This window comes from Bacteroidales bacterium (assembly GCA_031276035.1).
GTDB lineage: Bacteria > Bacteroidota > Bacteroidia > Bacteroidales > BM520 > RGIG7150.
In genome coordinates this window covers 1-20509 of the sequence record JAISNV010000031.1, presented here as the reverse complement: position 1 = coordinate 20509, position 20509 = coordinate 1, and the positions used below count along the sequence as shown (strand labels likewise).

Here is a 20509-nt window from a genome sequence, read left to right as displayed (position 1 = left end):
TTTATAAATATTGAGATGTAAAACCTTTACCTGATTTTTTTATTTCTTCCGGAGTACCGGTAACAATTATTTCACCGCCTTTGTAACCGCCGCCCGGCCCCATATCAATGATGTAATCTGCTGATTTGATTACATCTAAATTGTGCTCAATAATAATTACGGTATTACCTTTATCTACCAACCGATTGATAACATGTAATAACACTTTAATATCTTCGTAATGCAAACCTGTTGTAGGTTCATCCAGAATGTAAAGCGTATTGCCCGTATCGCGTTTGTTTAACTCCGAAACTAATTTTATTCTCTGAGCTTCTCCGCCCGAAAGGGTAGTAGACGACTGCCCCAATTTCAAATATCCCAATCCTACATCCTGCAAAACTTTAATCTTCCTTGTAATGTTCGGAATATTTTCAAAAAATTCTACAGCTTGATTTATAGTCATATTTAAAACATCGTAAATAGATTTTCCGTGATAGCGAACTTCCAAAGTTTCCCGGTCATATCTTTTTCCTTGACATTTCTCACATTTGATATGTACGCTCGGCAGGAAATTCATTTCAATTACACGCTCGCCGCTGCCTTGGCATTCTTCGCAACGACCGCCTTTTATGTTGAATGAAAATCTTCCCGATTTATACCCTCTTATCTTTGCCTGAGGAGTTTCGGCAAAAAGATTTCGGATATCACTGAAAACATTTGTATATGTTGCTGGATTGGATCTCGGAGTTCTTCCAATAGGAGATTGATCAATATCAATTACCTTGTCAATGTGCTCTATTCCGGTAATGTTTTCATATTCCAACGCATGGCGTTTCCCGTGATGCAATTTGTTTACTAATACCGGATATAAGGTTTGATTTATTAATGATGATTTACCACTGCCCGAAACTCCCGTTACGCATATTAGTTTGTTTAGTGGAATATCAATGTCAATATTTTTGAGATTATGACCATTAGCACCTTTTATTGAAATGAATTTTCCGTTTCCTTCACGAGTTTTCTCAGGAGGTAATATTTGTAATTCCTTATTTAAATATTTTCCTGTGATAGAGCCGGATTTGATGATGTCTTCAACAGTTCCTTGGGCAACAACATGTCCGCCGAGCCTTCCCGCTCCCGGACCAATATCTATTATTTGATCTGCCGCAAACATAGTTGCTTCGTCATGTTCAACAACAATTACCGAGTTTCCTATATCGCGCAAATCTTTTAATGCTTGTATCAATCTGTAATTATCTTTTTGATGTAAACCGATACTTGGTTCATCAAGAATATACAATACTCCGATTAACTGCGAACCGATTTGTGTTGCAAGTCTGATTCTTTGAGATTCTCCGCCTGATAAAGACGGCGCCGATCTATCTAAAGAAAGATAATCCAATCCTACATCAATAATAAAATTGAGCCTACTGTTTATTTCCTTAAAAATCTCGTTAGCAATAAGTTTTTTTGTTTCATCAACCGATTCCCTGATTTCATTGATCCATTCTCTTAAATCGTTTAGCTCTAAATGTGCTACTTCGGTAATATTCTTGCCTCCTATTAAGAAATGTAGGGATTCATTTTGTAAGCGCCTGCCGTGGCATTCCGGGCAGGGAATTTCGTTCATATAAGAGCTAACCCATTTCTTTAACGAGAGATAATCGGGCATTTTATCTTGTTCTTCAAGAAAGTTAATAATTCCGTCAAAATTTAAATCGTAATTTAAATTTATTCCCAAATATGAATTTTTTACGGAAAACTTTTCTTTTGCTCCGAATAAAATTACATTGATAGCTTCTTCTGAAAGCTCCTCAATTGTTGAATTCATGGTAAAGCCGAATTTCATTCCGATAGCTTCAATCTGATTGAATATCCAATTCTTTTTATATTCGCCTAAAGGAGCAATTCCGCCTTTTTTTATACTTAATTTTTTGTTCGGAAAAATTTTGTCGATATCAACTTCTTTTATATAACCTAATCCGTTACATTTAGGACAAGCCCCATAAGGTGAATTGAAAGAAAACAGATTCGGTTCCGGATCACTGTAAGAAATTCCGGTATCGGGACAAACCAATCTTTTACTTAGATTTTTCTGTTCATTAGTCTCGTTATCTATGATTAAAAGATTATCCTTTCCCAGTCGGAACGCTGTTTTAACACTTTCTTTCAATCGAGTTTCCGATTTTTCATTGATAGTTAGTTTATCAACAACAAGTTGAATATCATGAATCTTATATCGATCCACATGCATTCCCGGTTTTAATTCCTTTATCTCACCGTCAACCATAATTTTTAGAAATCCTTGTCGGCGAAAGTTTTCAAAAAGTTCTCTATAATGCCCTTTTCTACCTTTGATTAACGGAGCAAGAATCAATATTGATTTATCTTTATACTCTGAGGAAATAAGTTCGATGATTTGATTTTCTGTGTATTTAATCATCAGCTTTCCGGTAACGGGCGAGTATGCATCGGAAATACGGGCATATAATAATCTTAAAAGATCATATATTTCAGTGATTGTTCCTACAGTAGAGCGCGGATTTTTATTTGTTGTTTTTTGTTCGATGGAAATTACCGGGCAAAGTCCGGTTATAGAATCAACGTCGGGTCTTTCTAAGTTACCGATAAATTGTCGCGCGTATCTCGACATAGTTTCCATAAATCTGCGTTGACCTTCGGCATAAATTGTATCGAAAGCCAGGGAAGATTTTCCGCTTCCGCTCAAACCAGTTATCACTACAAGTTTCTTTTGCGGAATTACCAAGTTGATATCTTTTAAATTATTTACTCTTGCACCGGAAATGTTGATTTCTTTCAACGACATAAAGTTCTCCTAATATTCGAAATTTGATTTAAAATTTTTGAATGTCCCTGCTTCAAAGTCTTTGTTTGAAATTATCGTATCAATGTTTTTCCATTTTATGTTGATATCAATATCATTCCATAATAAAGAATCTTCACTCTTTTTATTGTAAAAGTCAGAACATTTATATTGAAATATTGTATTGTCTTCAAGTACTTGAAACCCATGCGCAAAACCTTCTTCTATCCAAAACATAAGTTTGTTTTCGGCACTTAGAATTTCTCCGAACCATTGTCCATAAGTAGGGGAACCTTTTCTTATATCAACGGCAACATCTAATACGGAACCGGAAATAACTCTTACTAATTTGATTTGAGCAAAAGGCGGATTCTGAAAATGTAATCCGCGAATTACTCCTTTTTTCGAATATGATTCGTTGTCTTGAATAAAATCCGCTTCCAATCCCAAGTCTTCGAAGGCTTTCTTTTGATATGATTCCATGAAATATCCACGATTGTCTTCGAAAATCTTAGGTTTAATTACATATAAGCCCTTTGTATATTTTTTTATTATTTCCATAATAATCTTATAAATGTACACTGTTTCCGTGAGCAGCTTCAGTTGCTTCCATAATTGCTTCCGACATGGTAGGATGCGGGTGAATCGTTTTTATAACATCTTTTCCTTTAACTTTGTTTTTCATTGCTAAAGAAATTTCCGCAATCATTTCAGTTACATTATCTCCCATAAAATGAGCACCTAAAATCTCGTCATTATCGGCATTTAAAATAATTTTAATCATTCCTTCGCGGTTTCCCGAAGCGGTAGCTTTTCCCGAAGCAGTATAAGGGAATTTTCCGATATGTAATGAATAACCGGCTTCAACTGCTTTTTCCTCGGTGAGTCCGATAGATGCAACTTCCGGACTACAATAAACGCACGACGGGATTAAGTTGTAATCAATAGGATTAGGATTTAATCCGGCAATGCTTTCAACACAGCATATAGCTTCTGCCGAAGCAACATGAGCCAGTGCAGGACCTGTAACAATATCTCCTATAGCATAAATATTATCGACAGAAGTTTTGTAGAATTTGTCTGTAATAACTTTTCCATGCTCAATATTAACGCCTATTTTTTCCAGACCTATTCCTTCAAGGTTTGTAGTAACGCCTGCGGCCAACAAAACAATATCCGTTTCAACAGTTTCTTCTCCCTTAGGAGTTTTTATTGTGGAAATACATTTTTCACCATTAGTATCTACCGAAATAACAACAGAAGAAGTCATTACATTCATTTTCATTTTTTTCAATTCCCTGCCTAAAAGTTTTGTTATTTCCCTGTCTTCCAAAGGAAGAATATCGGGCATATATTCAACTAAAGTAACATTTGTACCGAGTGTTTGATAAAAATAAGCGAATTCCATTCCTATAGCACCGGAACCAATAACAAGCATTGTTTCAGGTTTTTTATCTAAAGTCATGGCTTCTCTATAACCGATAATTTTCTTGCCGTCTTTTACAATATTAGGTAAATCGCGAGAGTGAGTACCGGTTGCCAAAATTATTTTGCCGGCTTCTATAAATTGTGTTGTGCCGTCTGTTTTAGCTACTTCAATAGTATTCTTTGTGATAAGTTTTCCGAAGCCGTTAACAACATCAACCTTATTCTTTTTCAGAAGAAATTGAATCCCCTTACTCATGGTTTCGGCTACACCTCTGCTGCGATTGATAATTGCATTGAAATCTGCTTCAACATTATCTATTTTTATACCGAAATTATTTGCATTTTTTGCATATTTATAAACGGTGGCGCTTTTCAGTAAAGCTTTAGTAGGGATACAACCCCAGTTTAAACAAATTCCACCCAACTCGGCTTTTTCAATAACAACAACGCTGAATCCTAATTGAGCTGCTTTAATAGCGGCAACATAACCACCCGGGCCGCTTCCGATAACTGCTATATCGTACATAAAAATATTTTTATAATTTATAAATAAAACCTAAACTGAAATCGCCTTCCCAAATTGGTCGGCTCGAATTAATATTTAAACTCGGATAAATTCCTCCGGTACCAACAGAGATTCCTACTCCGGAAAAAGTGAAAATCATAGGCATTAACAATCTCGCTTGCAATTTTAAAGCGATTTTATCATTTATATCATACTTACAACCGACACCTAATGCTGCGGCAAACATCCATTTGTTAATATCATATTCATCCGGATTTTCAAAAAGCAACGTGCTCGTTGTTTTCGAATTGATATTAAAAGCCCCAACAGTAAACAACCAATATGGCTTGAAATTGCCGTTGGTAAGATAATTTCTATACCCGATTTGAATGAGACTGATATAACTACTCATGTTTAAGTTATTGATATTATGGTTGTCGTTGTGAATTAATTCACCCTTAGGAAATGCTCCGGTATAACTCAATTCTATATCTGAATTTCTTGAAGGTAATTTAAAACTCAAACCTACTGTAAAGTTAGCTGAATTTCCGATTTTAAAATTATCCATTTTTCCTCCTAAGAAAAATCCCGGACTAACTGATATTTCAAATTTAGATTGTCCGCTATAAGTTGTGTTGCTTTTCGTTCTGTTAAAGTTTTCCGAACTTTGTGCTCCGGCAATCTGTGCCAAACATAAAGTAAATACAATGATTAAAGTTTGTTTCTTCATGTTATAATAATTTTATGTGATTGACAATTAAAAGTGTTTGTATTGTTTATATGGTATTAAGCTTTGACGTCATCCGATGAGATTTTCCTTATGTAATTTATTGATTAATAATTTTGTTATGTTCGAAATTATATACCTTTTCTCCTTTCTCCATTTCAACTTTTTAACTCTCAAAATTGTGCCGCCTTCTCAGGATTTTATTGATATTGAATTTATTCTCCGTCTGTAATTAAAAAGTTTTAATTTTAATTTTGCCGATGTTTTACTATTCATATTTTATTACCATTCATTATCTTTTACCTTTAACCTTTTTTCCTTTCGTATTTTCCGGTGTTCTTGCACCTACAGGTTTAGTATTATGCTTATAACCTTTAACTTTATAATCCTTTTTCGGCGGATTAGCTTTCTTTTGCATGCTTACGGCAGGTTTATCTTTGTATGTTTTCATTTGATGTGGCCTGCCGGTGTTTTTAGAAGAAGAACATCCGGAAAAACAAATCATTACAAAACTTAAGACTGCAACGAGGAAATATTTTACATATTTAGTCTTCATATTTGTCTGATATTTTGTCGCATTCATTTGCTAATAATTCATATAACAATTGACTAACACACATAAGTGGGAGTCTAAGGACATTATTGCACATGTCTTGATAAGAAAGCAAAGCTTTGATTCCTGCCGGATTACCTTCTTTGAAGATGTAATTTGTAACATTGAGCAAGTCATAATGTATGGAGGATGCATGCTGAAAATCATTTTCTAACGCATGTCTTACCATTTCGGATACTTGATGCGGAAATGCATTGGCTATAACAGAAATAGTTCCTGCAGCACCGATTGAAATTAGTGGAACATTTAAAGAATCTTCTCCGGAAATAACTAAAAATCCATCAAGATGATCTTTTTTACTAATAATTTCCATAACCTGACAAATATTTCCCGAAGCTTCCTTAACGGCAACAATGTTTTCGACATCTTCAGCCAGCATTATGCAAGTCTCAGGTGTAATATTCGATGCGGTTCTTCCGGGTACATTATAAAGAATTACTGGTAATTCGGTAGCGTGTGCAATAGCATAATAATGTTCGTAAATTCCTTCTTGTGACGGTTTATTGTAATAAGGAGCGGCGGATAAGATTCCGTCGATATCGAATTTTGATATTTCCTTAACTCTTTCTACGGCATGTGTCGTAGAATTATTCGTACAACCCACAATTAATGGTACGCGAGAATTTATTACCTGAGAAGAGAATTTAATCATTTCATCCTGCTCATTAATATAAATAGAAGAGGCTTCCCCGGTTGAACCAAGCAAAACAATATAACCTATATTATTTTCAATCAAATTTTCAATGTTCTTCTCAAGAGAAGTGTAATCAATGCTTAAATCGTCATTAAAAGGAGTAATAATTGCAACTCCAGTACCATGTAAAAATTTAGAATTTTTCATTTTAAAACTATTTTTTCGTTGATATGTTTAAATAATTGTTGATTGCATTTAGATAATCCTGAACTTCATTTTTACCATGTAGAGCTAAGCAAACATCAGCAAATTTCGATGTATTTAAAGAAGATTTGGATACCTTCAAATGTGCCGATGATAATGCAAAAATATATTCAATAGTAAAAGAATTATTATCGGAAAAATCAAATAAGTAATCGAACTCGGTATTAATAAATTTTTCTATCGCACTTTTCTCAGGAATGCCGATACGACTGATTAATGATTTATCAATTAAAGATGGCTCACGATTATAAAACTTGGGAATCTCCTTGTCATTATTGCAGAATAATGTTGTAACTTCTTTGCCTTCTGAAGAAAATTTCTTGGAAAAATTAATTATATTATTGAATGTATAGTCGTTGCTTAAATCACTAATAATAGCAATAGTTTTAGCATCATCAACCGCAGTATATTTAATATTTCTTGTTTTGCGTTGTGATAATTCTTGGTGTAATTGCTTGTTACCCAATATGCTTCTTGTTTTAGATAATGCTTTTTTTATCATGCTGCAAAGATATAATAATTTACGTTATTGTAAGCTTCATAATTGTAACAATTGAGAATTATTAAGTTTTTGTTTTTAAATCATTCTTTTGATGGTTAATGGTATTATTCTTAGTAACTTATGTAAATAATATACTTCAAAATAAAAACTCATGAAATATTTAACGATCATAATTTACTTTTTATTAGGATTTCACTTTCTAAGTCTAAATAAAATTCTCAATTTCCGGTTCTACATTCTCAATTAAATAAATTATCTTTGCACTTGATGTAAAACTAATTAATTATTTAATGTAAATTAAATTGAAGATGACTATGAAAAAGTTTCTATTCATTCTCTTATTTGTAATTGCAGCGAATACTGTTTTCGCACAAAAAACTAATATTTACTTAACTTCGGGACTGGAATTTCCATTTTCCCTGTCAAGTCTTGATGTTTATGACAGCAAAAAAGGAACTGTTCTCAGATTCGCGCCATGGATTAATATTCAGGAAAGTATAAACTTTGATATTACTAACGGATTCGGATTTTTTGCAGGTATTTCTTTGAAAAATGTTGGATTTATTTATAAAATTAGTGATCCGTCAACAATAGACGTCTCTTTTTCAAGAACCGAAATTAGGAAGAAATTCAGAACATATAATCTCGGAGTACCGGTGGGAATTAAGCTCGGCAGTTTCGATAAATTTTTCTTTTATGGCGGCTATGAAATAGAACTTCCTTTGCATTACAAGGAAAAAACTTTTATTGGTGATGAAAAACATATTTATAGAGAATGGTTTAGTGACAAAACCCCTAATTTTATCCATACTTTCTTTTTGGGGGTAGAATTTCCTTATAGCATAAATCTTAAATTTAAATGGTATATTACTCAATTCTTTGATGCAAAATGCACAGATAATATCCCATATATTCCTGAAATTCAATACAATGAATTTGGCGTTAATGTTTATTATATAAGTCTTAGTTTCAATATCTTTCGAAACACTCAGTTCTACTTCCGTCGCTATGTGCAAAGTGCCGACGGATATTATTATTAATATTCTTTGATATCTTTTAATATTTAAATTTTTTAATATGGCACATTCGAAAAAATACGGCACATTTGCTGCTGTATTTACTCCATCTTTGCTTACTATCATAGGCGCAATTATGTATTTGCGTCTTGGTTGGATTGTTGGTCAGGCCGGATTATATAAAACTTTGATAATAATTGCTATAGCGCACATTATATCATTTTCAACCGGATTAAGTATATCTTCTATAGCTACAGACAAAAGAATAAAATCAGGAGGAATTTACTATATACTGTCGAGAAGCTTGGGATTACCTATGGGCGGTGCTATCGGTATCGCAATTTCTCTTGCAATGATACTTACCATTGCTCTGCAAATAATTGCTTTTTCGGAATCGTTTTTATCAATAGAACCTATTGCTAATTTTTTGGGATTGGTTCCCGGAATTCCGGCATATAGACTTATCGGAACTATTACACTGATTCTAATTGCTGTAATTGCCTTGATTAGTACGTCTTCTGCAATTAAAACACAGTACTTTGTCCTTGGCGCCGTAATTCTGTCAATTATTTCGATAATATTAGGATTTATTATCAATACTGATATTCATCCTGTTACGCCTAATTTGTCAGGAATTGACACTCAGTTGCCGTTTATGGTATTATTTGGAATTTTCTTTCCGGCTGCAACAGGGTTTACCACCGGTGTTGCTATGTCCGGCGATTTGAAAGATCCAAAAAAGTCTATACCTGTTGGAGTTATGAGTGCAATAGCTACGGGTTTTGTAACATACATTACCTTAGCAATTTGCTTCGCCTTTTTTGTTGATAGAAACTTGCTGCTCACCGATACTAACTTTCTTACTAAAGTTGCATGGAACCCAACTCTTGTTTACCTGGGAATCTGGGGTGCTACAATTTCAACCGCTTTAGGATCAATTTTAGGAGCTCCGAGAATTTTACAAGCCATAGGCTATGATAAAATTATTCCGCAGTTTTTCGCTAAAGGATATGGTAAAAACAATGAACCGCGAAATGCGCTCATATTTATAATTATTCTTGCCGAATGTTTTTTGTTGATAGGCGATCTCAATGTTATTGCGCCGATAGCAACAATGTTCTTTATGGTGTCATACGCTTTTATCAATCTTGCATTTGTATTGGAAAAATGGTCGAGTACCGATTTTCGTCCGAGTTTTAATGTTAGCAGATATATAGGATTAGTCGGTTTTATTGCCTGCATATTTGTGATGTTTGAACTTAACAAAGTTGCTATGTTGCTATCATTTCTTGTAATGGGATTGCTTTATTTATACATTAGAAGGAAGAAAATTCAACTTGAATACGGCGATGTCTGGCAGAGCGTACTTCTAACCATTACTCGAAATTCTTTGAGAAGAATAAGCAAAAGGAAACTCGAAAATAGGAATTGGCAGCCAAATGTTATTGTATTTAGTGGCGGCAATGACTCGCGACCGTATTTAGTTGATTTTGGAAAATGGCTTATAGGCAAACACGGTTTCCTTAGCAACTTTAATCTTAAAATTACTACTGATAATAAGTTTTATATTGCTGATGACGACAATTCGATTATTGAAGAAGGAAATAAAGATCAATGGATTGAAGCTAAGATATATAAATGCAGGAATATTTATGAAGGAATCGAAACGATTTCCGGAACTTACGGATTTACCGGTATCGAACCGAATACTATAATTCTTGGATTTGATAACACTACCGCCGATCATGAAAGATTTAGTCAAATGTTATCAAATATTAGCAGTTTAAGTAAGAATATCCTGATGATGCATTTTAATGATGACAACGGTTTCGGAAATAAAAAGATTATAGATATCTGGATAACTCCGGGCGAACAGGATATTGCTTTTACTCTTAACCTTGTTAAATTACTCTGGACTAACGAAAATTGGAGTCAGAGTTCGCTCAGAATTAATGTTGTTAGCAACAATAACAGCGCTTACAGCTTTATTTATAATAAACTCAATACTGTTATTAATCAGATGAGAATTGTTGCCGATATCAGAATTATTAATAACGGTATTGACGGTAAGTCCGTTCATAGCTTAATAGAAAGTCATAGTACCGATTCGGACCTTATTTTTGTTGCAATGCCTGATTTTACTAAAAATCCGAATGTAGCGTATTCAAAAATTTATGATATCAGTAAGATTGCCAAAACAATAATTTTTGTTGAGGCTTCGAAAGATTTTATGACATTAAGTAACTTCGATATTGTTACAAAGCATATTATTACAAAGCCGTCGGATACACCTTATCATGATATTGCACTTCCGTTACGTCCTGAAGCCGCTGAATTTGTGATAACATTGAAAGAAAACCTTGCTGAGGCTTCAAGAAAATCCGTCAATGTTAAAATTGATGTATTGCAATCCTATCTTACTTCTTTATTGGATAATATCAATAATTCTATCGAAATCAATTATAAAAAGCTCGACTCTCCTGTTGAGATTAAAAAATATATGGCTGCTGCGGCTAATATGATTAAGATGAATGTTACTGATTTAATTAACAATAAACTTATTGAATATGATTCGCTGACGCTTAGTATTGATAACGACTTCTTTAATGAAATTAATTCTATTTGTAATTCAATTCCGAAAGATTTTACGGTTCTGTATAATCAAGATATTTCTTATGACAGTCCTGATGATTCAAAAGAGTTGCTGAAGTTAAAACGTAAAATCAGAAAGTATTATAAAAAGAATACTGACCCGGAAAGTTTATACCAGTATAAGGTAAATATTTCAAATGCAATTTCATTTTATTTGTATCAAATGTATAATGAGATTATTTCTGAAGTTTATACGAAGATTAAAGCACTTACTGTTAATTATTATTACGATCTTACTAAGATAGTGTATTTAATTAATGATGTTAATATCCAGTTGATTAAAAAAACTGATAATAAAGATGATGTATCCGGCAAAGAAATAATCAAATCGTTACAGAATGAAATATTAGTTTTGAAAGAAGGAATAATTAATTCTTGGCAAAATATCTATCCGGAAATTAATAATATCAAAACAAAATATCTTAATGAAATAATTGATTATTTTAATATAATTAATTTCGGTGACATTTCATTTAATTTTAAACGCACATCTAAGAAAGTTCAAGAATCGTTAAGCAGTATTAATGAAGATTACAAAACTCTGTCTCATGTATTTCCGAATATTTTAAACAGGGTATTAGTAAATATTGATTTAACATTTCTGAAAGTAAAATTATATGTCGGTACTGAGGAAATTATTTCGGGAGTTAAAGATTATATTGATAATGTTGTAGTTTTCAAACATAAATCATTTTTGAATTCTGTTAAAACAACATCTTCAATTGATCAGATTGATATTGATAGTCAATCTGATACCGAAAGCGGTTTAGATCTTTATACATTATTGAATGAAGTTTATGATAGAATTATTAAAGTTATTCAACGTCAAACAAATACAATAACCGTAATTAGTAATGACAGCCTAACTCAATACGAAACATCGGACGAAGAAATTCCAAAATTCTTTGAGTTTTCTGTTTCAAGATTAATGGATTACATACTTCAAAATTATTATTATAAACACATTAAATCATTGCTTGGTAATTTAATGCAATATTGCCAGAATTCTCTCGGACAGGAAAAATCAATTGTAACTCAACTGTCTTTCATTGATAATTATAAAACAGTTGTTGATAAAATCAGTGAAATGATTAATGCCGAAATTGATAAGTTGAATGATAATTTTGCAGAAGAAAAAGAGGAAGTGTTTAGTGTTTATGAACTTACTTTTGAAAAACTTCAGTTAGAAACATTTATCACAAATGCCGAAAATATAAAGAACATTGTAAATATTGAATCTATTTTTAATAAAAAAGATAAAATTGTAAGTATTCCGGCAAAGATTTCGAATTTCTTCCGTCATAATTTCACACAATTCTGGTATAAAAGAAGTTCGGGGAAAAATTATGCGAATTATCTTGTCGAACGTGACAGTGATCAGGAGCGACTTAGAAAGTATTTTAATGATATTTCAAAAGTAACCTTAAAACAAAGTGTTGATAAGGAGCTTCCTTATACTTATAAGCAACTGTATAGTGCTTCTCAACATTATAATAAAGATTTGTGGGTTGGTAAATCTAAGGAAATTAATGATTTCAAAATTTATTTAACTCAGTATCAACGATTGAGACAAGGCGCTATTATAATTACCGGAAATATCGGAACAGGGAAAAGTTTTTTCTCATATCATGTAGCAAAAAATCTCTTGCCCGGAAGTCAGATTTATAATATTAAATCCGTTACGGGAGGAAGTCATTCTGTAAATAAATTCGAACGTGCATTTGTCAGATCAATAGATGCTGCTCCCACTTCGGTAATTGAGAAAGTTATTGAAGATATTCCCAAAGGTTCGGTATTTATTTTCGATAATATTGAACAATGGTGGCATAGAAACGAAGGAGGAAATAATGTTATTGATAAATTAATATCAATGATTGAAACATATTCTAAAGATTATCTCTTTATTCTTACCGCTAATAATACTGGTTTCAACGCGATGAAACTTACAACGAATATTAATAAAGTTGTTGTCGGGAATGTTAGTTTGTCGCCGTTTAACGCTCAGGAACTTGAAGCAATTATTATGCGCAGGCATAAAGCTGGCAGTTATAAATTTGTGATCAACGGTAAAAACGAAGATAGTTTTCATCAATGGAATTACGCTAAACTGTTTACGGGATATTACCGGTTTACCGATGGAAATATTAGTTCGGCGCTTAAATTGTGGTTATCGTGTATTGATAAAGTTACCGATGAAACTATCTATATTCATGAGCCCAAACTTCCGGAAAGTATTCCGTTTCAACTATTAACAAGGCAACAGATAATTTTCTTGGCTCAATTCGTGATCCATAACAGTATGTCTTTTGAAAGAATCTTTGCTATAAGCAAACGATCTATGAACGAAGTTAAGCAAGATATAAATATCTTAATACGATACGGATTAATTGAGAAGGTTTCTGAAAATATTTTTGCAATTAATACTGTTTTATATCCATTTATAATCAGTGAGTTAAAACAAATAGAAATAATTTAATAATTATGAATACCGAAGAATTTTTAAATATAACTTCATCAAGCATTGTTCTGTTAATCATAGAAGCATTAGCATTATTTATTATTTTAAAATTGATAAGAAAGTTTTTGCCTTTGCTGCCTAAAAAAGAGAAATTCAGGAAGTTGTTAAGAAAACATACGCAGATTTTCGAAATTATTGCTTGGGTGCTGTTTTTGATACATGTAATTAATAAACTTAACAACAAGCATTTAGTTACTCAAATAATTATTATTTCTCTACTTGCGGCAGCGATTCTGTATTTTCTATGGTTTTATTTTAGAGATTATATAAACGGTTTGATATTCAGAACAAATTATAATATTTATCTTGATGATTATATAACAGTGAATAATGTTAGTGGGAGGGTAAAGAGTTTTAAAAATAAATATATAGAATTGGAATCTAAAAACGGAGATATTTTTTATGTAAATTATTCGAACTTAATGAAAGGAGTAATCAGTAGGCGGGCAGATACTGAACAAAGTTCTGTTTTCAGCTTTTCTATAAAAATCTTTTCGGAAAATTACAGTGTGAATAAAATTTCGGAAATTAAAAAATATTTACTGACATTTCCTTCTGTATCAACAAATAAAGCTCCGGTTATCAAAGTTGCTAATAATACTGATAAACATATTGAACTTAATATATCTTTTGTTTCTTTGGATGAAGAAAGAAACGATATTGTGATGGAAGCAGTTAGGGATAAGTTTAATGAAGTTTAAATCATAATTTTTCTAAAAAGCTTAGAATTCTTATTTTTTTCTTATATTTTTGCTCAATTATTGCAATTTTATAGGCTTTTTATAAACCAAAACATAAAAATTTTAATGAAAATGAAGAAAAACTTAATTTTATCAATCGTATTATTAGTATTTGCAACAACCGTTTCAGCACAATCATTAAATGAAGCAGGTGAATTATTTAACACAGCTAACGAGCAATTTAAAAGTAAAAACTTTAACGGAGCATTGAAATCATATCAAAATGCTCTTTCAATTGCAAATCAACTCGGCGAAGACGGAAAAGATTTGGCTGGAAAAATAGAAAAGATGATACCAACAACTAAGGTTAATTATGGTAAAGAATTAATTCAAAATAAGAACATTGATGAGGCTTTGAAGTACTTGTTGGAAGCTGTTGATGACGCCGAAAAACTTGGTGAGACTAAAATAGCGAACTCATCTAAGTCGTTAATATCCAATGTTTATGTTTCACAGGCCGGTAGTGCTTTCGGACAAAAAAACTGGGAGGAAACGATTAAATTATCTGATTTGGCAATTAAATATAATGTTGCTACTCCAAAAGCTTATTTATTCAATGCGCTTTCTTACAGTGAATTAAACAATGAAGACAAAATGGTTGAATCAATCACAAAAGCAGTAAGCTATGGCAATGCAAAAAATGATGAAAAAACTGTAAATTCCGCAAAACAAGTCGGAACAACCTATTTTAATAATCAAGCTCAAGAATTGATTGCTAAAAATAAATTTAATGAAGCTATAGATGCTTTAAATAAATCTATTTCTATTGATGGCGGTATTGAAACTACCTGGTATTTAAAAGCTTCGTGCTTTAATAAACTTAATAAATCCGATGAAGCTATTGAAGCAGGATTAATGGGCCTTGAAACAGAATCAGACAGCAAGGACATTCGCAATGGTATTAACCTTGAATTAGCGAGAGCATACGAAGCAAAAGGTGATAAAGATAATGCCTGCAAATATTATAGTCAAGCCGCTACTTCCGCAACCTTTAAAGAAGAGGCAACTCATAAAATGACTGAAGTTCTTAAATGTAACTAATTCATTTCGAATTAAGGAATCTAATTTAAGCTAAACAAAATGCGTAAATTGCAGAATTCCGAATTGAACAGAATCAGTGTTGATGACTTCAAAGATGCTTCTAAAACTCCTATAATTGTTGTTTTAGATAATATCAGAAGCCTGAATAATATTGGTTCTGTTTTTCGTACTGCCGATGCCTTCTTGGTACAAAAAATCTGTCTTTGCGGAATTACATGTACGCCGCCGCACAGAGACATAAATAAAACAGCGCTTGGAGCAACCGAATCGGTTGAGTGGCAGTATTATGAAACAACTGCACAGTGTATTGAACAATTAAAAAAGGATAACATTGTAATTGTCTCTATAGAACAAACCGATAACAGTATTTTACTTGATGATTTTTTCCCGGAAAAAGATAAAATATATGCCGTGGTTTTCGGGAATGAAGTACATGGTGTGGAAGATGAAATTATTGAACAATCTGATGTTTGTATTGAAATTGCACAATACGGTACAAAACACTCTCTAAACATTTCTGTTTGTTGCGGTATAGTGCTTTATAACTTATTTGGGAAAATGTTACGTTAAGAAAAAATTTTCACAATTTTTATAAGTTGAATCTAATGCAAATAGTATATCTTTGTACAAAATTTTTATATTGTTTAATAGTAAATTAGAACGTTATGAATTTAAAATTTAACTTTAAGTCTATTGCATTGATAAGTTTGTCAATCATCCTTTTTACAGGTTGTGCTGGTGTAAAACTTCCTGATTCGTATAATGTTACTCCAAACCCTTTGGTGCTGGCGGATAACAAGGTTAGTGTTGATATTAACGCAGAAATACCTGCTAAAGCTTTTAACAAAAAAGCTACTATGGAGTTTACTCCGGTATTAAAATATGGGAATAAAGAAAAAGAATTCAAATCCGCATATTTTAAAGGTGAAAAAGCTGCCGGACAAGGTAAAGTTATTAGTTATAAACAGCCGACCGCTTTAACTTATAAAGAAAGTATAACTTTTGAACCGGGTATGGAGAATGCAGTTTTGGTTGTGGAACCTAAGGTTGCTAAAGGTAAGAAAACTATTGATCAGGATGAAGTAAAATTGGCTGACGGAGTTGTTACTACCTACGCAGACGTAATGCACGATGAACACTTGTATTTTGCTAATAAGGAAACCGCCGCTATGTTCGGAATGGATCTTAGCGAATATTATGAACCTGTTACTATTGTTAGTCAGGAAATGACCGCGTATTTCCAAGTTAATCTTCATAATTTGGATAAAAACTTGAAGTTAAATAAAACTCATGACTTAAATTCACAAACAAGGGAGATAAAAAGATTTATTGATAAAGGATGGGAAATAGAAAAGATTGAAATTAAGGCATACGCTTCTCCTGAAGGCGAAGAGCGTTTTAATGAAGGACTTTCTGAAAGAAGAGCCGTTACCGGTATAAAAATAGTTAATGATATCTTTAAAGAATTATCTACCGAATATAATTCAAACGTTAAAGTTAAGAATCCTGAGAGCGTGTATAAATTTGACACACAGGCTTTAGGCGAAGATTGGGATGGTTTTATCAAAGCTGTAAGCGCTTCAAATATTAAAGACAAAAACATTATTCTTAATGTTGTAAGATCTCAAGCATCGCCTATTCAAAAGGAACAAGAAATTCGTAATATGACTTTAATTTATGAAGAATTGAAAGATGAAGTTCTTCCTCCGTTGCGTCGTGTTGAGATTAAAGTTTATTGCTACGAACCAAAGAAATCCAGTGAAGAAATTTTAAATCTGGCATTAAACAGACCAGCTTCTTTAATGAATAAAGAGTTGCTTTATGCGGGTACATTAACTGATAATATTAAAGAGCAAGAGCAAATATATAAAACGTATTCGGAATTTTTCCCGCACGATTGGAAAGGAAACGTTAATTATGCGGCAGTTCTGCTAAAACAAAATAGGAGTGAAGAGGCTCATGAGTATTTGGATAAAGCAAATAAACAATCGGCTAACAATCCGATAGTTCTTGATAATTTCGGTGCAAGATATTCTCAAGCCGGCGATATTGCTACCGCAAGAAATTATTATGATAAAGCTAAATTGGTCGGTGCCGATGTAAGATATAATACTGGAATACTTAATTTAATGGAAGGTAATTATAATGAAGCAAATAAGAATTTAGCTTCTGAAAAATGTAATTATAATGCTGCTCTAATGTTCTTGGCAAACGGTGATGCAAATAAAGCGGAACAAGCTTTGTCTTGTGCAAATGCTAATGAAACTCATTATCTGAAAGCTGTTATTGCTGCTCGTAATAACAAGAAAAGCGCAGTTATTGAAAATCTGAACAACGCGTTTAAGGTTAATTCCTCGTTTAAGACTAAAGCAGCTAATGATGTGGAATTTATAAAATATCGTAACGACAACGATTTTAAAGCAATATTGAAATAAAACTTTTTTGTTTTCGACTGCAAAAATATTTGCATAATAAAAATTATTCTTATACTTTTGCAGTCGAAAATTTATCGGGATGTGGCGCAGTTTGGCTAGCGCGCTTCGTTCGGGACGAAGAGGCCGGAGGTTCAAATCCTCTCATCCCGACAAAGGTCTGTCAGAAAAGAATCTTTGACAGACCTTTTTTTGTAACCAAAATCTAAATTTGCGTCTAAAGTTTGTATGAGATCGGTTGATGATAATGATTGTATTGCAAAAACACTTTCAGGAGATGTTAATGCTTTTTCTTTCATTGTCGGAAAATACCGAAATATGGTTTATACCATTGTTCATAAAGTAATTAAAGCTGTTGAGGATGCCGAAGATGTTTCGCAAGATGTTTTTGTGAAAGCATTTAAATCACTTAGTAGTTATAAATTCGAATCGAAATTTTCAACATGGTTGTATAGTATCGCTTATCATGAAGCAATATCCTTCTCCAGAAAAAATAAGCAATTTTTTACTCCTATCGAAAATATTAATGAAAATGAATTAGATGAAAATGTTGATGATCCCGATTTGGTTTATTCTGATGAAATGATAATCAGACTTAAGAAAGAGTTAAGCTTGTTAAATGCGGATGAAGCTCTTCTTTTAAGTTTATATTATAATATGAACAACTCGGTTGAAGAAATATCTCAGATACTGAATATCAGTGTTTCAAATGTGAAAATTAAACTATTCAGAACACGAAAAAAATTATTATCAAAACTAAACAAAAATGACAATGAATAAAGATAATTTATATAACTTGTTTCAAAATATTGATTTGGATGAACCAAGTGTTGATTTCTCCGCCAAAGTCATGGATAAAGTTGAGAATATAGCCCAACCTAATAAAATTTCTTTAAAAACTTTTATGGTTTTGATAATAGGAGCTGCTGCTGTTGTGTCATCATCATTGATAATAATTTTTAAAGATGATGTACTTTTCTTTATTCAAAAATTTATTGCTCCGTATATTCTGAAAGCTATGCGTTTCCTTAATAATATTACCTGGCCAGAAATAAATAATCTGTCTTTAATTATGACAATTATCTCCTGTCTGGCATTAATGTTCGCCTTAGTACAATTCTTCGCTAGAAAATCACGGGAAGCATCTAATAATAATTAGAATAATGTATAAATATCAGGTTCTTAAACCTGATGTTTAGAACTTTTGAATCATTGCAATAATTTTTTAATAGTTCTGAAATCCCATTTATGATTCAAAAGCTGAACAAAATGCTAATCCCCCAAATTCCAGATTGATGATTAATTCAAAAATTTAATGATTTAATAATTCAAAGAAGTGTCTTAACAGCTTTATTCTTGGATTATAATGTTGTTGTAGGTGCTTGTTATATAGCAAATTGTGAATATTGGGAGCAATAATTAGCAGTCTTCCTCCTTTGCCTTGAAAAATGTTAACAATATGTTGATAACTTTTTTCTAAATATCATTGAAATTATTAGAATAAGATTGTTATCTTCGGACGTCGTTAACATTTATTAATATAAGATTTTTTTTTAATGTAATACACAATATATATATGTTTATCAAGGGGATTTAAGTTTAATCGCGTTCTTTTATTTTAGTATGTTTTACCCTGTTTAAAAAAAATAAGAGTAAAATAAATTCAAAAAATGTTTGATTATTTTCAGCTTTTATAAAAAATCTAATGAAAAAAATAACTTTAACGCTCCATTTATTATTTTTTATTTTTGTTTCGCAATTGTTTGGCCAAAATTGTTGGGATTGCCCGACAGAAAATAAAGCAGTAGGTTTATCCTCCATATCTATAGGAACATCAACCTCAGTTACTGGATTAAACTCATTTGTAGGAGGTGCGTTCTCACAAGTATTGGCTTCCAACAGTTTTGCATACGGTAATTATGCAATAGTACAATCAACTGCCGGCGGTAGTATGGCTTTAGGAAATAATCTAAAAGTCGGTTTGCCGAACTCAATTCTTATAGGTTTGGGAATCGACAAGTATAACAATCTTCAAAATAATATTACCAATAGTATAATGCTTGGAGTTACTACTGTGCCGTCGCTTACAATAGTACGCCAATCCAATACATCATTTCCGGGTTATGTTGGAATAGGTACTACAGCACCGACAGAGTTATTAAGTGTTGCCGGGAATTTATTATTAGAAAGTGCATCTGCTAATTCGGGAGAATTAAAGTTTAAGTATAATAGTAGTATTGCAAACGACACTTGGATTGTTTTTTCAAACAATACCGGTTTACGTTTTGATTATAGAACAGAGGGAATTGGAAGTAAACCAAAACAGATATTGTTTTTAAGTAATGATGAAAAAGTAGGAATAGGCACTATATTACCTTCGGAACGTTTACATGTTACCGGAAATATTTTGTCAGAAGATAAAATAATAGCAAAAAACGAAATTGTGTTGGCAGCTGATCCTGCATCAAATGTAGGCTGGCATATAAAACGTGAGACATCTGGTTTACATTTTATTTATGAAGCCGGCGGAGCTATTGATGTTACTAAATATAATTTGTATATAGAAAATAACGGCAATGTAGGATTAGGCACACTTTCACCTACCAAGAAATTAGATGTAAACGGAGATATTAA

At 32.3% G+C, this 20509-nt stretch carries 16 protein-coding genes and 1 tRNA gene; 10 read left to right on the top strand and 7 right to left on the bottom strand.

Annotated elements, in window-relative coordinates:
• Position 1: 1 nt before the first annotated feature.
• The 7 genes from uvrA to LBP67_07900 all read right to left on the bottom strand — a co-directional run bounded on the left by uvrA (position 2) and on the right by LBP67_07900 (position 7476).
• Complete coding sequence (uvrA, locus tag LBP67_07930) at positions 2-2806, bottom strand: excinuclease ABC subunit UvrA (GenBank protein MDR2084907.1); 2805 nt, start codon at positions 2804-2806, stop codon at positions 2-4.
• Between the two features lie 9 nt (positions 2807-2815).
• The gene (gene rfbC, locus LBP67_07925; protein ID MDR2084906.1) at positions 2816-3364 is read right to left on the bottom strand and encodes a dTDP-4-dehydrorhamnose 3,5-epimerase; all 549 of its coding nucleotides are present in this window, start codon (positions 3362-3364) and stop codon (positions 2816-2818) included.
• 7 nt (positions 3365-3371) lie between these two features.
• Positions 3372-4757, bottom strand: a complete 1386-nt coding sequence (lpdA, locus tag LBP67_07920) for a dihydrolipoyl dehydrogenase (GenBank protein MDR2084905.1) — start codon at positions 4755-4757, stop codon at positions 3372-3374.
• 10 nt (positions 4758-4767) lie between these two features.
• Positions 4768-5466 carry a hypothetical protein gene (locus LBP67_07915; GenBank protein MDR2084904.1) on the bottom strand — a complete coding sequence of 233 codons (699 nt, stop codon included), beginning with the start codon at positions 5464-5466 and terminating at the stop codon, positions 4768-4770.
• Between the two features lie 289 nt (positions 5467-5755).
• On the bottom strand, positions 5756-6019 hold the full coding sequence (locus LBP67_07910) for a hypothetical protein (GenBank protein MDR2084903.1): 264 nt from the start codon (positions 6017-6019) through the stop codon (positions 5756-5758).
• Positions 6009-6917: a 4-hydroxy-tetrahydrodipicolinate synthase gene (gene dapA / locus LBP67_07905; GenBank protein MDR2084902.1), complete on the bottom strand. Its 909-nt coding sequence runs from the start codon at positions 6915-6917 to the stop codon at positions 6009-6011. Before dapA ends, LBP67_07910 begins: the two co-directional genes overlap by 11 nt.
• 7 nt (positions 6918-6924) lie before the next feature.
• Positions 6925-7476 carry a hypothetical protein gene (locus LBP67_07900; protein MDR2084901.1) on the bottom strand — a complete coding sequence of 184 codons (552 nt, stop codon included), beginning with the start codon at positions 7474-7476 and terminating at the stop codon, positions 6925-6927.
• Positions 7477-7790: 314 nt separating this feature from the next.
• Between LBP67_07900 and LBP67_07895 the strand changes: the two genes are divergently transcribed.
• From LBP67_07895 to LBP67_07850, 10 genes are all read left to right on the top strand, one after another.
• On the top strand, positions 7791-8516 hold the full coding sequence (locus LBP67_07895) for a hypothetical protein (GenBank protein ID MDR2084900.1): 726 nt from the start codon (positions 7791-7793) through the stop codon (positions 8514-8516).
• Positions 8517-8553: 37 nt separating this feature from the next.
• Positions 8554-13620, top strand: a complete 5067-nt coding sequence (locus LBP67_07890; protein MDR2084899.1) for an AAA family ATPase — start codon at positions 8554-8556, stop codon at positions 13618-13620.
• Between the two features lie 5 nt (positions 13621-13625).
• Complete coding sequence (locus tag LBP67_07885) at positions 13626-14363, top strand: mechanosensitive ion channel (GenBank protein ID MDR2084898.1); 738 nt, start codon at positions 13626-13628, stop codon at positions 14361-14363.
• A gap of 111 nt (positions 14364-14474) precedes the next feature.
• Positions 14475-15443, top strand: coding sequence for a hypothetical protein (locus LBP67_07880; GenBank protein MDR2084897.1), 969 nt, complete (start codon positions 14475-14477; stop codon positions 15441-15443).
• A gap of 39 nt (positions 15444-15482) precedes the next feature.
• Positions 15483-16013, top strand: a complete 531-nt coding sequence (locus LBP67_07875) for an RNA methyltransferase (GenBank protein MDR2084896.1) — start codon at positions 15483-15485, stop codon at positions 16011-16013.
• 95 nt (positions 16014-16108) lie between these two features.
• Positions 16109-17878 (top strand): hypothetical protein, encoded by a 1770-nt coding sequence (locus tag LBP67_07870; protein MDR2084895.1) that lies wholly within the window; start codon positions 16109-16111, stop codon positions 17876-17878.
• 75 nt (positions 17879-17953) lie between these two features.
• Positions 17954-18028: transfer RNA gene (locus LBP67_07865), tRNA-Pro, on the top strand.
• Positions 18029-18103: 75 nt separating this feature from the next.
• Positions 18104-18655: a sigma-70 family RNA polymerase sigma factor gene (locus tag LBP67_07860; GenBank protein ID MDR2084894.1), complete on the top strand. Its 552-nt coding sequence runs from the start codon at positions 18104-18106 to the stop codon at positions 18653-18655.
• Entirely contained in the window at positions 18648-19034 is a 387-nt protein-coding gene (locus LBP67_07855; protein MDR2084893.1) for a hypothetical protein, read from the top strand. Before LBP67_07860 ends, LBP67_07855 begins: the two co-directional genes overlap by 8 nt.
• 546 nt (positions 19035-19580) lie before the next feature.
• Positions 19581-20509: hypothetical protein (locus LBP67_07850; GenBank protein MDR2084892.1), on the top strand; the 929-nt coding region annotated here is incomplete at its 3' end.